General features: G+C 43.8%; 14 protein-coding genes. 9 read left to right on the top strand and 5 right to left on the bottom strand.

The window, feature by feature from the left end:
• Nucleotides 1-2 precede the first annotated feature (2 nt).
• The 6 genes from F955_RS01410 (at nucleotide 3) to F955_RS01385 (ending at nucleotide 5932) form a co-directional block, all read left to right on the top strand.
• Nucleotides 3-761 carry a hypothetical protein gene (locus tag F955_RS01410; protein WP_004890303.1) on the top strand — a complete coding sequence of 253 codons (759 nt, stop codon included), beginning with the start codon at nucleotides 3-5 and terminating at the stop codon, nucleotides 759-761.
• Between the two features lie 122 nt (nucleotides 762-883).
• Complete coding sequence (locus F955_RS01405) at nucleotides 884-2026, top strand: glycerate kinase family protein (protein WP_004890300.1); 1143 nt, start codon at nucleotides 884-886, stop codon at nucleotides 2024-2026.
• A 286-nt stretch (nucleotides 2027-2312) separates the two neighbouring features.
• Nucleotides 2313-4301 (top strand): ATP-dependent helicase, encoded by a 1989-nt coding sequence (locus F955_RS01400; protein ID WP_004890296.1) that lies wholly within the window; start codon nucleotides 2313-2315, stop codon nucleotides 4299-4301.
• An 83-nt stretch (nucleotides 4302-4384) separates the two neighbouring features.
• Nucleotides 4385-4636, top strand: a complete 252-nt coding sequence (locus tag F955_RS01395; RefSeq protein ID WP_004890294.1) for an RNA recognition motif domain-containing protein — start codon at nucleotides 4385-4387, stop codon at nucleotides 4634-4636.
• Between the two features lie 410 nt (nucleotides 4637-5046).
• Nucleotides 5047-5550 carry a DUF6586 family protein gene (locus F955_RS01390; protein WP_004813280.1) on the top strand — a complete coding sequence of 168 codons (504 nt, stop codon included), beginning with the start codon at nucleotides 5047-5049 and terminating at the stop codon, nucleotides 5548-5550.
• A 103-nt stretch (nucleotides 5551-5653) separates the two neighbouring features.
• Nucleotides 5654-5932, top strand: a complete 279-nt coding sequence (locus tag F955_RS01385) for a hypothetical protein (RefSeq protein ID WP_004813278.1) — start codon at nucleotides 5654-5656, stop codon at nucleotides 5930-5932.
• Between the two features lie 56 nt (nucleotides 5933-5988).
• Here the strand turns inward: F955_RS01385 and F955_RS01380 are convergent, their stop codons facing one another.
• The 5 genes from F955_RS01380 to F955_RS01360 form a co-directional block, all read right to left on the bottom strand.
• Entirely contained in the window at nucleotides 5989-6591 is a 603-nt protein-coding gene (locus tag F955_RS01380) for a DUF1294 domain-containing protein (protein ID WP_004890290.1), read from the bottom strand.
• 155 nt (nucleotides 6592-6746) lie between these two features.
• Complete coding sequence (locus F955_RS01375; protein WP_004890287.1) at nucleotides 6747-8462, bottom strand: cation:proton antiporter; 1716 nt, start codon at nucleotides 8460-8462, stop codon at nucleotides 6747-6749.
• Between the two features lie 153 nt (nucleotides 8463-8615).
• Nucleotides 8616-8771, bottom strand: coding sequence for a 50S ribosomal protein L33 (gene rpmG / locus F955_RS01370; protein ID WP_001205031.1), 156 nt, complete (start codon nucleotides 8769-8771; stop codon nucleotides 8616-8618).
• A 16-nt stretch (nucleotides 8772-8787) separates the two neighbouring features.
• A complete protein-coding gene (gene rpmB / locus F955_RS01365; protein ID WP_004813275.1) occupies nucleotides 8788-9024 on the bottom strand; it encodes a 50S ribosomal protein L28 in 237 nt (78 codons plus the stop codon).
• Between the two features lie 165 nt (nucleotides 9025-9189).
• The gene (locus F955_RS01360; RefSeq protein WP_004890283.1) at nucleotides 9190-10638 is read right to left on the bottom strand and encodes a coniferyl aldehyde dehydrogenase; all 1449 of its coding nucleotides are present in this window, start codon (nucleotides 10636-10638) and stop codon (nucleotides 9190-9192) included.
• Nucleotides 10639-10774: 136 nt separating this feature from the next.
• On the opposite strand from F955_RS01360, the gene F955_RS01355 reads away from it, so the two are divergent.
• From F955_RS01355 to F955_RS01345, 3 genes are all read left to right on the top strand, one after another.
• Entirely contained in the window at nucleotides 10775-11494 is a 720-nt protein-coding gene (locus F955_RS01355; RefSeq protein ID WP_008302057.1) for a TetR/AcrR family transcriptional regulator, read from the top strand.
• Nucleotides 11495-11554: 60 nt separating this feature from the next.
• Nucleotides 11555-12421 (top strand): formyltetrahydrofolate deformylase, encoded by an 867-nt coding sequence (gene purU, locus F955_RS01350; protein ID WP_004813265.1) that lies wholly within the window; start codon nucleotides 11555-11557, stop codon nucleotides 12419-12421.
• Between the two features lie 207 nt (nucleotides 12422-12628).
• Complete coding sequence (locus F955_RS01345; RefSeq protein WP_004890280.1) at nucleotides 12629-13402, top strand: energy transducer TonB; 774 nt, start codon at nucleotides 12629-12631, stop codon at nucleotides 13400-13402.
• The last annotated feature ends 1 nt before the right edge of the window (nucleotide 13403 follow it).

Below are 13403 nucleotides of genomic sequence, written 5' to 3'. Positions count from 1 at the left end.
GCATGTGGAAAAAAATCCGAATCCTGATTCTGCTACTGATTTTATTTGTGGTCGCAGTCAATGCCTATCGTGACCAAAACCAGGACTGGTCCAAGCCTATTTTTGTTTTGTTGCATCCAATTAATGCTGATGGTTCAGCAGCTACCCAACAATATATTCAGCAGCTCTCGGCTCAGGATTTAACTAGAGCACAAGAATATCTGGAAAAGGCTGCGCAGCAGTATCGCGGTCAGCCAACCTACTTCTATTTTAATCTTGGACGTGAACTGAAAGAATTACCACCTAAAGTTCCTGAGCAGGCCTCAGTTATAGATACCATTTTCTGGAGCCTGAAATTCCGTTTCTATGCCTGGCAACAGCAGCAAAGTTCAGATCCTTCGGCCAATGTGATCTTATATTTAAACTGCTATGATCCGGCACAGCATAAAGTGTTAAAGCATTCAACAGCTTTACAAAAAGGCCGGATTGGATCAGTGAACCTGTTCGCTTCCAGGAAACAGACTGAACAAAACAAGATTGTCCTTGTACATGAGCTATTACATGCCTTTGGAGCCAGAGATAAATATGATCTGGCGACTGGTCAGCCGATGTATCCTGTGGGATATGCATTTCCTAATCAGCAACCTTTGTTTCCGCAAGCCAAAGCAGAACTGATGGCAGGGCATATTCCAACCTCTCAAACGTCAAGTAAAATGCCAGAATCTTTAAGTCAGACTCTAATTAATGAGATCACTGCGATTGAATTGGGTTGGAAACATTGATTGGATAATGCTGAATTTACCCTACAACTTTAGTCGTGCTTGTAAATAAATTTGATACTGGCCTATGAGCTTATAGATAGACTGAAACTTCTAACCATAAAATATTAATAATTGAGAAGAATATGCATACTTTTGTCCTGGCACCCGATTCTTTTAAGGAAAGTATGTCAGCCGAGCAAGCGTGCCAAGCTATGCAACGCGGTGTTTTGCAGGTCTTTCCTGATGCATGCTGTATCGCTGTGCCTATGGCAGATGGTGGTGAGGGAACAGTAGATGCCTTGCTGCGCTCCTTGGGTGGTCAATGTATTACCTGTATGGTGACTGGGCCTTTAGTGACTCAGCAAGTGTCTACTTATTTTGCCATAGTCGATTATGGTCGAACTGCCGTCCTTGAAATGGCCAAAGCCAATGGCATACATTTGCTCGCAGCAGAACAACGTAACCCGATGCTGACCTCAACCTATGGCACAGGAGAGATGATCAAACAGGCATTAGATCGCGGTATTGAAAAAATCATTGTTGGACTTGGTGGTAGTGTCACCAATGACGGCGGTGCCGGGATGGCACAGGCATTGGGTGTCCAGTTTTTCAATAGTACAGGTGAAGCGATTCAGGTCTGCGGCGGTAATCTAGATCAGATTAATCAAATAGATATTTCCCAGTTAGATGCTCGTTTGAAAAACACCGAAATTCTAATCGCTTCTGATGTCAATAATCCACTGTGTGGACCGAATGGCGCTTCGGCAATCTTTGGGCCGCAGAAGGGAGCAACTCCGGAAATGGTGCAGCAACTGGATCGTAATCTCAACCATTATGCTAATCTGGTCGAAGCAAGTTTAGGTATTTCTATAAAGAATGTAGCAGGCTTGGGTGCAGCGGGTGGTTTGGGTTTTGGCCTTATGGCATTTGCGGATGCCAAGTTGCAATCCGGTGTGGAATTGATTATTGAGCAAAGCCGATTAGCCGAAAAAATTGCTCAAGCGGATTATGTACTGACTGGTGAAGGCAAGATTGACAGCCAAACGGCCTTAGGCAAAACACCGTTTGGCGTTGCTCAGGTCGCACAGCAGTTCAATAAACCGGTGTTAGCTTTTGCTGGTCTGGTGGGTGAAGGAATTGAGTCTTTATTTGATGCCGGCTTTAGTCAGATTGTGGGAATTAATCCACCAGATTGTAGCTTGGAAGAAGCATTAAAAAATGGGGAAGTGAATCTGGAAAAAGCAGTGTCCAAAACTATTAAAAATATTTTGGAACCGAGGACTTAGTTTTCTCTTGCAAGATAGTCATTGCTGCAAAAGCTTTACCTAATGGTAGATAATAACGCGTAAGCAGATCTTACTTTTCATGGATAAGAGGCACTGCTTCGCAAGGTAACAAAAATCCTTTACTGGATTGAGGGGATATATACCCCAATCCAGCAGACGGCATCCATGCCGTCGACCCTATAGCAAATCTAGAGATAAAATTGGGTGCTGTTTTAGCGCGGATGAAAAGCCATAATTATAAGAGTGATCTGTTAAACTACACGCATCCACAGAATGATGAGTTATCATGAGTTTAGCCACCCTAATAGATGAACTGAACCCCCAACAAAAACAAGCTGCGACGACTGAAGCAAAGCACAGTTTGGTCTTGGCTGGGGCGGGCTGTGGCAAAACTAAAACCATCGTCGCACGTGCAGCTTATCTGATCGATCAGGGCGTACCCGCCAATCAGATTCAGATTTTGACTTTTACCCGTCGTGCAGCCAGTGAAATTGTCGCGCGTGTGGAATTGGCTTTGGGGGATGAGGCCAAAGGTCTGCGGGCATCGACTTTTCATACCTTCTGTATGTATCTGCTGCGCCGGATTCCCAAAGCATTTGGACTGGAGCAGTTTTCGATTATTGATCGTGATGATCAGTTGATGATGTTCCGTCTGATTCGCGGACGTGATGACAAGAAAAACCCGAATTACCTACCCAAGCCACAAGAGTTGTGTGACCTGTATTCCTTTGCACGCAATACTCGGCAGAAACTGAGTCTGGCACTGGAAAAACAGATGCCGGAATATCTGGCGCTGAAAGACCAGATTGCTGACATCATGAAAGAATACGAAACACGTAAAAAGGCACGTAGTTTCCTGGACTATGACGATATTCTGGCGGTGGTCGCGAGTGCATTGGCACAATCAGAAGGACTGGTGGATTATGTTGCTTCAATCTGCCGTCATATGCTGGTCGATGAGATGCAGGACACCAATCCATTGCAATGGGCCTTGCTAGAACCACTCAAAGATCATATCAGCCTGTTCTGTGTTGGAGATGATGCCCAGTCGATTTATGGTTTCCGTGGTGCAGATTTTGAAAATATTCACCATTTCAAAGAGCGCGTACCCGATGCCCAGATTTTTAAACTGGAAAAAAATTACCGCTCGACTCAAGAGATTCTAGACCTGTCCAACTGGCTGCTGGATCAATCCGAAATTAAATATGACAAGCGGCTGGATGCATATCGGGGTGAAGGCATTAAGCCAAAAATGCATATCTTCCCGAACGAGTTTGATGAAGCTAAATGGATCGCCATCGATATTAAAGAGCGTCATTACTTACAAGGCAGTAAATGGTCTGATCATATGGTGCTGGTGCGTTCCAGTTTTGTGGCACGCCATATTGAAGCGGCCTGTATTGCTGCCAATGTACCGTATCGTTTTATCGGTGGGATGAAGCTGTTAGAAACCGCACATGTTAAAGACTTGTTGAGTTTATTGCGTGTGGTTGCCAATCCGCTGGATGATATTGCCTGGATGCGTTTTCTGACGCTGTGGAATGGCGTAGGTGATGTCGGTGCCAGCAAACTATCACAGCAACTTTTGGCAGAGCCTGAGATGGACATCATTGCAGACAAGCTGGAAAAATTTGGCAAGATTCCATTGGAATCCATTCTGATCATGAAGCAGATGGCTGTGTTAAAAACAGAAGTTGAAGCCTGTGTTAGTCTGGCCATTCAAGCCATCGAAAACCAGCTCGCTGAAAATTACAAAAAAGACTGGAATCGCCGTCAGGGTGATTTTGAACTGGTCAAGCAGCTGGCTTCCAAACATACCCAGCTGAGCGAGTTTCTGGAAGAATATGTACTCGATCCGGTATCGATTTCTGAAATTGAACGCCAGTCAGATCCTGATGTGGTGACCTTAATCACCATCCATTCTGCCAAGGGTACAGAGCAGAAGGTCTGTTATGTGGCGAATGTGACACCGGGACAGTACCCTCATGCGCGCGCGCAAGGTGATTTTGATGATGTTGAAGAAGAACGTCGCGTGCTGTATGTAGCGTTGACCCGTGCGCAGAATGAGTTGATTTTGACAAAACAGAATCTGAATCACTGGGCACGCGAAACAGTGGATGAGCAGGGCCGTAAAGTCGAAAGTTATTTTATGAATGACCTAACTCGCCAGCTGTGTACTACGGAAACCCATTACAAGACCCGTCAGCAAACCGTGAAAAGTGCCTTAATCGAACGCCAGTCGATTAATTTAGATTTTGGCATTGATCTCGATTAAACTAGACAGATATTGTTGTATGCAAAAAGTAGAGTAGGCGAGTGCTTTTTGATGTTTTTTGCCTATCTTCTTAAGGTTATCAAATGAAAATTTTAGTTCGTAACTTGGAACGTACTGTGACAGAGGCTGAGCTACTGGAATTGTTCAAGCAATATGGCACAGTAGATACTTGTACGCTGGTGCTGGATGCTGAAACTGGTAAGTCTAAAGGCTTTGCCTTTGTAGAAATGCCGCATGGCCGTGAAGCAGTTAAAGCGATCAAAGGTCTGAATACCTTGCGCTTACATGGTACAGGCATTCGTGTGAAACAGGCTGAAGAAAAGCCACAGGCGTAAATAGAAAAAGGAGCAGATAATGCTCCTTTTTTATAGAAATAACTTTTCTGAATGACCAAATAGTTAGAGCTTCTGATTGACTAACTCAATCCAAATTTTATTGTCTATTCAATAAAATAGAGTTCTGTCATAAATCATTTTTTAATCATTATAAAGCGAAGCAGTGCCTCTCATTCCAGAGGGATAAGGGCTTTAAATATCTATTTAAGTATGAATAGCATGATCATTTTTTGATTTATGAAAGAGATTTAATGACTCTTCAAAAATTAAAATAAATTGCATTAGTAATTCAGCCCGGTTGTTCATATTTCCTGAAAAAACCAATAAATAAAATAAATTCCATTGTAAAAATAATGATCTGGTTTTAAGTTATAAAAGCCAAAATTTGTTTTAACACTTAGGAAAAATCCATGACTCGTGTTGCTCGCTATCATGCGGACCGTACCAATCAGAAACTTTATTTCGCCCGCCTTGCCTGTCAGCAGGCAGAGCAAACCGATCATGTCCAGCAGGCTCAGGCACATCGTGAATCAGCAGTTTTCCATTTGCATGGTGCAGTCTTGGCTTTTTTGCAGGAACTGGTGCGTTATTACCGTTTAAATGATCTGAGTCCGACCTTGAAATCGATTGAAGAGCAGATGGCTGCGAAAGGGCAGATCTCTCCAGAAGTCACCGTAATGCAGCAACTTTCTAAAGACGGCTTTATCGCTGAGCTGAAGCGTGCTTATCGTTTGTGTCAGTACACACCCGAGCCGAGTGTGCCGGAGCCTGAAGATGAAACATCTTCCAAACTGATTATTAAAGTCACTCAAACACCTCAAGCCTGGTTACCAGATACAGCAATCCTGCGTGAATGGCATCGAGACCTGACACAATTGATTGATGGTTTTCGCAATGAGATGGTGGAATTTTAATCCGACCAATGACCCTTGAAATTGAAATTATTAACCATATATCCAATAAACAGCGATGCAAAGTGATTCTGCGCTTTGCCACCATGTTGAACATGGAGGACATATGTCTATAGAACAATTGAAAGAACTATTTGGTAGTCAAGAAGCGATTTTAGAACTCGTTCAACTGGAAAGTGGTGAGTTAGCATTACGCAATGCAGGCTCAGAAAAACAGCCATTGGTCATTATTCAGTTTAATGATGAAGTAAAAGCACTTCTCGGTGATCAGACCCCGGTGGTTGCTCAGCATATGATTCAGGCGGCTTTATTTGGCCTGCTCGAAAAGCAGGCAAATGAAATGCAGGCTGAAATTGTGGATGAAAAACCAAAATATTTAAGTTGATTGCTCTCCCATTCTGAATAAAAAAGCGCACTTTAACGTGCGCTTTTTTATTGGATTTATTTCATTATTAAATATATACCAAAAAAAATAATATGGATCACTGTGGTTAACCAAAACTTTTTTCGGAACTCTTGTTTTTGTGATTTATGTCTTAAACTGAGCTGAGCAACTAAAGCACCTATCCAACCACCAAATAAACTCAGATTATGCAGAGTTTGCTCTGGTGTACGACGTTTATTGTTTTGGGCTGATTGTTTATCTTGCCAATAAGCGAAGAACGTGATGAGGTTAATCACTGCATAATAAACTAAGACCCAAACCGAGATTTGTCCTGTCAAAAATAGAACTAATAAGGTAAGAATAAATGGGTAAGCTGCAATTTTAGACAATAAGCTTTTGCCACCTTCTTGTTGTTGATGGCGTTGGTCTCTTAATCGTTGACGTTCATAATCATGTAAAAACTGAATATTGGTTGCTTGTAAGTTTTTCTTAGTCCCTTGTACAACATTATAAATCAGTTCATCACCATCTACAGGGCGTCTGGTCTTATAACTAAAATTTTTAATATGAACAAAAACACGTTCTGAAGTTTCATGGGTAGTCGCGAATCCAAAGCCTTGGTCATCTTTCCATGTGGTTAATTTACCTTTATAACGCATACTATTCCCCCACAAGAATCCTGTTTAAAAGACTTTAAAATCAAATATAAAAGTCTATAAGTTATTTAAATTAGGAGTTTATTATAAAGTCGATCAATTTTTTTGTCATAAAAAAGGCAGATACTCATGATCTGCCCAATTTAAAAAATTAAAATTTAATGTGCCGAACCATGTTGATGAGCCATCTGAATCTGATGCAGGATATGACGACTCATGTTCTTCGCCATTTCTTCTTTAGCATAGTAGACCGCACCCACATTATCGCGGCGGATGACTTCAGCTTCTTCCTTACTTTCGGCACAGACCAGTACCTGAATTTCAGGATTTAAAGTTTTGGCAATATCCACGATTTTATGAATATCCAAAATATCCATAGGGGAAATGACCAATAGACGTGCATGCTGAATATGCGCCTGAATCAAGACGCCTGGTTCAGTCGCCACACCCGATACCGCTGCAATGCCTTTGGCACGCAATTTTTCAACAATCTCCCGGTTTTCTTCAGCAATCACAACTTTAATATTTTGTTCCATCAAGGAAGTCGTGATGCGACGTCCCACTTCACCATGGCCGACAATCACTACCTGATCGCGCAGGTAGTCCTGGGATACTTCATCAGGCAGCATGGCCAGTGGATCGCCACTGCGCTCCAGTAAACGCGCCAGGTTGGAACGTTCGCGAATCCATTTCTGTACTGGTTCGATGGCAGCGAAAATAAAAGAGTTCAGGGTAATTGAAATCAAGGCACCCGCCAGAATCAGGTTTTGCCCTTCCAGTGACAGCAGATTTAGCGATACCCCAAGTGCAGCAAGAATGAACGAGAATTCACCGATTTGCGCCAGTGACGCACCCACTGTCAGCGCTGTGTTGATTGGATAACGGAAGAACAGTACCAATGCCATCGCAGCAATGGTCTTACCAATCATAATAATGGCAACAACCGCCAGCACATGCAGGGGTTGCTCAATCATAATCCGCGGATCAAACAGCATACCAACAGAAACGAAGAATAGAATCGAGAAAATTTCACGTAGCGGAAGGGTTTCTTCTTCTGCACGATGGCTGAAATCAGATTCTTTCACGACCATACCCGCAAAGAATGCACCTAGTGCCATAGAGACACCAAAGACTTTGTAGGCACCAAAGGCAATCGATACAGCAGCGGCCACAACAGTTAGCGTAAACAGTTCACGTGAGCCTAGACGCGCGACAACTTGCATGATCATTGGTATTAGACGTTTACCAACAATCAGCATAAAGGCAATAAAGCCTGCGACCTTGAGTAGGGTAATGCCCAAGGTGAGCCAGATATTCCCATCACTGCTACCTTCCAGTGCCTGACCACCGAGTAAAACTGCGGTTGCAGGAAGTAACACCAGTGCCAATACCATGACCAGATCTTCAACCAACAGCCAGCCTACAGCAATCTTACCGTTAATGGATTCAAGCAGACCACGGTCTCCCAGTGCTTTTAGGAGCACGACAGTACTGGCACAGGAGAGACTTAAACCAAAAACAAGCGCAGAACCAAAACTCCAGCCCCAGAGCATGGATACACCAACGCCAAGCAGGGTAGCCACTGCAATTTGCAGGATCGCACCAGGCAGGGCAATGCGCCTTACCTGCATCAGGTCATTTAAGGAAAAGTGCATCCCGACACCAAACATCAGGAACATGACGCCTAATTCGGCAAGCTGGTTGGCGAGCTGGATGTCACCAACCACCCCAGGGGTATTGGGGCTAATCAGGATCCCAGCAATCAGATATCCGATCAAGGGAGGTAGACGCAAGCGCGCAGCGATATAGCCGAATGCCAGCGCCAGTCCAAAGCCTACAGCCAGTAATATGATGAGATCTACGTCATGTGGCACTAAACACTCCTTTAAGGTGAATTTTAAAATTTCAGTTTTTTATGGGAAATAAGCACAAAAAGTGCCAAAACAAAAAGAAAGTTTATCAAGCTGAATAAAAAAAATGCAAAAAAAAACGACCCTAAAAGGTCGCTTTTTTTCAAAAAACTAAAATTATTTAATTTTAGCTTCTTTGAAGATCACGTGTTGACGGATTTTTGGATCAAATTTTTTGATTTCCATTTTTTCCGGCATAGTACGTTTGTTCTTAGTAGTGGTATAGAAATAACCTGTACCAGCTGAAGAAACTAAGCGAATCTTATCACGCATTGTCCTGACTCCTTACTTAGATCTTTTGACCTTGAGCACGAAGGTCAGCAACAACCTTTTCAATGCCCAATTTATCGATAATACGCATACCTTTAGTAGTAAGACGAAGACGTACGAAACGTTTTTCGCTTTCTAACCAGAAGCGGTGTTGGTGCAGGTTCGGCTCGAACCGGCGCTTAGTTTTGTTGTTGGCGTGTGAGACGTTGTTACCAACGACTGGACGCTTGCCGGTAACTTGGCAAACCTTAGACATGGTGTAACTCCATTGATTTAGCCAACAGCAAATCTGTATGGCCAGTCAAAAATAAACGGATTGAATTCATTCAAGGGGCGTTTTATACCAAAAATGCGCTTAAAAGACAAGCGATTTTGTCTAAAACCGGGCATGAGTTGGTGCAACAGCTCATGCCTTGATCATTTATCGAAGAAGAGTCTTCGAAATCAGTTTATGAATCGGCTTATTAAACGGCGGGAGAATGTATTTCAAGCTATACAGCTTAGGATTGGACATTACAGACCGTTCATGCGACAAACTGAAGAAGCCTTCTGGCCCATGGTATTTACCCATCCCCGAAGCGCCAACGCCGCCAAATGGCAGGTCATCCTGTGCAACATGAGTGAGTACCGTGTTCTGGCCGAAGTGCCCTGAATGGGTACGCTGTGCGACATAATCGGCACGCGCCTGATCAAAGTCGAAATAGTATAATGCAAGTGGACGCGGACGGCTATTAATAAAGTCGATTACATCGTCAATTTGATCATATTCCATGATTGGCAGCAGTGGACCAAAGATTTCATTTTTCATGATATCCATATCTGGCGTCACATTGGTCAGAATGGTCGGTGCTATTTTACGCAGATCTGCCGGTGTTTCATTACGCGGGTTGATTTCAATAATCTGGGCGCCATGTGCACGTGCATCTTCCAAATAGCCTTGCAGACGATTGTACTGCTTGTCATTCACAATCGAAGTGTAGTCCTGATTATGGGTGATATCCGGATACATGGTTTCCACATAGCTACGGAAATGATCGATAAATTCAGCGGTTTTACCACGTGGCAGGAACATGTAGTCAGGGGCCACACAGGTTTGACCAGCATTCCAGAGTTTACCCACGGCAATACGCTCTGCCACATCTTCAATATCAATAGATGGATGAACCAGTACTGGAGATTTGCCCCCCAGTTCCAGAATCACCGGCACCAGATTTTCTGCAGCTGCTGCCATCACGGTTTTACCCACCGCGGTTGAGCCCGTGAAAATCATTTTATCGAAAGCCAAGCGGCAAAAGGCATCAGATACTGCACCGCCACCAGTAATGACTGCGACCAGTTCTTTTGGAAAGGCTTCCGCCAAGGCTGTTTCAAGTACCGCTCCAAAATGAGCAGAGGCACTCGAAATTTTAATCATGGCATGGTTGCCTGCAGCCAGTGCACAGACCAGTGGTCCAATCGAGAGGAGTAAAGGATAGTTCCAAGGCGCAATAATGCCGACCACGCCCAATGGCTGGTACTGCACCCAGGCTTTGGCTGGCTGGTGAATAATACTGACGTGACGCTTGGATGGTTTCATCCAGCCAGTCAGATTCTTGCTGTAATATTTGATGTGTTCTAGGCAGGTCAACAGTTCCCCGATTTTGGTTTCCCCAATCGAACGGTTGCCATAATCCTGATTAATTGCATCGGCAAATTGATCTTGATACTTAACTAAGATACGCTTAAGTCGAGCTAAACGATCGATACGTTCCTTTGCAGTCGGCAGCGGGTAACATAAGTAGGCATGTTTTTGTTGTGCCAGAATGTCATTAAGGCACTGGCTGTCAAAAAAATGTGGTGTCATTAATGTCGTTTTTGTGTGACTGTTCATGCAGCACTACCACTTTTAAGAAAATCGATTATTTATTTTTAGAGTAAATACTCTAATTAGTCAAGTTACTTTGTGTACTCGACCGTCAATGCGCTGCTGGTGCGTGCGGGTATATGAACTGAATGGTTATTTTAGGATGTCCCAAACCAAAACGTTGAAAACGAAAGAACGTATTTTGCAGCTCAGTTTGCAGTTATTTAATGAGCGTGGTGAGCGTTCTGTTACGACGAATCATATTGCTGCTGAACTCGGTATGAGCCCGGGTAACCTGTACTATCATTTCCGTAACAAGAATGAAATCATCAAGGAACTGATGGAGCAGTACCAGAAGGAAACCCTGGAAATGCTGGCATTACCGGATGACCGTCCGCTGGATGCTAATGACAAGATTCATTATTTCCAGGTGCTCAGCAGCCAGTTATGGGCTTATCGTTTCCTGCATCGTGATGTTTATCACCTGGTGGAAAATAATGAAGACTTCCGCAAGCTGTATCCGCGCTTTGCGGGTGAAGTCATGCAGCAGGGACAAAAAATCTATAAAGCCTTTGTCAATGCTGGCTTAATGGAAATGACTGATTCGGAAATTGAAGCCTTAATTATCAACCTGTGGATCGTGCTGACCAACTGGACCAACTTCCTGTATATGTCTGGTCATATTACCGACTCGAACCATTTGGAAGAAAAATGGGTATGGCAGGCATTGCGTCAAATGGTGTTCCTGGAAGGCGCCTATCTGCGTGGTGAGAGTCGTCATACCTATGAAAGCCTGTTGAACTCTTTTGGTTCTTCCGAGCTTTTTGCCAGTCTGTCATCCGCTAAAGATCGGGAAACTGAACAAACTATTCAGAATAATTAAGAAACGCGCTAGAATACTCGGCTTATTTTTTAATTTATCTGATTAGTGACGTTTACCAACATGAATATGACGACTGCTAACACCGCACGTTTATTGATTACTTGTGAAGACAAGCCGGGCATCGTGCAGGCTGTTTCAAGCTTCTTGTATCATCAGGGCGCCAATATTACTGCGCTTGATCAATACGCGACAGAAGCTCAGGGCGGACGTTACTTCATGCGTGTTGAGTTTGAACTCGATAACCTGCAAAGCCGTAAAGAAAGCCTGTTACAGACTTTTGCTGTCAATGTTGCGGAACGCTATAACATGCATTGGCGTCTGGCGCTGGTAAGTGATGTGAAAAAAGTCGGCATTCTGGTGTCTAAAGTTGATCACGCTTTACTTGAGCTGTTATGGCGTCATGCACGTGGCGGTCTGCCATGTGAAATCACCAAAGTGGTATCGAATCATGAAACGCTGCGTGAATCGGTTGAAAATTTTGGTATTCCATTTGAAGTAGTACCAGTGACTAAAGACAATAAACGTGAAGCTTATGCAAAAATTGATGAGCTGATGCAAGGCAATGATTTGTTAGTACTGGCGCGCTATATGCAGATTCTGGATGAAGAATTTGTACAAAAATGGGAAATGAAAGTGATCAACATTCACCATTCATTCCTGCCAGCGTTTGTCGGTGCAAATCCGTACAAGCAGGCTTATGAAAAAGGTGTGAAACTGATTGGTGCGACTGCCCACTATGTAACGGCTGATCTGGACCAAGGTCCAATCATTGAGCAGGACGTAGAGCGTGTAAACCATGACTTTACTGTAGAGCAGCTGCGTGAACTGGGGCAGGACGTAGAGCGTAATGTACTGGCGCGTGCCGTAAGATGGCATCTGGAAGACCGTATTATTGTGGATGGTAACAAGACAGTGGTATTCCAATAAGTCTTGCATCATCATTCATAAAGGCATACTTTAAGTATGCCTTTTTTTTTTTGAGTTGTTTCTCTCATTTGTCGAAAAAAATGAAGAAAGTTGGGGATTGTTATTGCAAATGAAAACCCTTCTCATTTATTATTGGCGTACTTTAATTGTGCTAACCGATGAGCTTGATTGTTTGTTTCATATCATCTCTTCAAGGTAAAAGATTTAATGAGCCAAGTTGCTTCTCCTATGATGCCTACTCCACCCAACCAGATGAAAAAGAAAGTTGCAGCTGTCATGGCGGCTGTGCTGGTGGGACATGTTGGCCTATTGTGGGCTGTCAGCCAGATGGAAGCACCTGACCTCAAGCCTGTAGACAAGGAGCCGATGAAGGTTCGCTTTGTAAAACTACAGGAAGCACCAAAACCATTACCTCCGAAGCCAAAGCCTGAGCCGAAGAAAGAGCCGCCGAAGCCGAAAGAGGTCAAGATTGTTGAAAAACCGTTGCCGCCACCTCCGAAAAAGGTTGAAAAAATCCAGGAAGTGAAGAAGGCTGAAACACCTAAGGTTGTGGCACCACCAGTTGAAGCAAAACCAACGCTAAGTCCGATTGTACCAACGGTTGTGAAAGAAACCAAAGTCGCTCCGACACCTCCACCAGCACCTGTGGCACCGCCTGCGCCTGTTGCGCCACCGGCACCACCTGCGCCTCCTTCTCCTAAGAGTGTTTCTTTGGGTGGTGGTGTAACCTGGTTGCGTACGCCAAAAGTATCGATGTCAGCAGGTGAATTGAAAAGTTCCTGTTCCATGGTGGTCGATATCTCAGCGAATGAACAGGGCAAGGTAGTGGCTGCGACAGCACGTAATTCAAGCTGCAGTCCTTCGATTAACCGTAAGGTCGAGTCTGCTGTACGTCGTGCACAATTAACCAAATATGTTGAAAATGGCGTTGCTTATCCAACACGTGTTGAGCAGCCCTTTGACTTCCAGATTACCAGATAAC

It is taken from the genome of Acinetobacter schindleri CIP 107287 (assembly GCF_000368625.1).
GTDB classification, from domain to species: domain Bacteria; phylum Pseudomonadota; class Gammaproteobacteria; order Pseudomonadales; family Moraxellaceae; genus Acinetobacter; species Acinetobacter schindleri.
The sequence above is the reverse complement of the archived record's forward strand: the minus strand, read 5'-3'. Positions and strand labels throughout refer to the sequence as shown.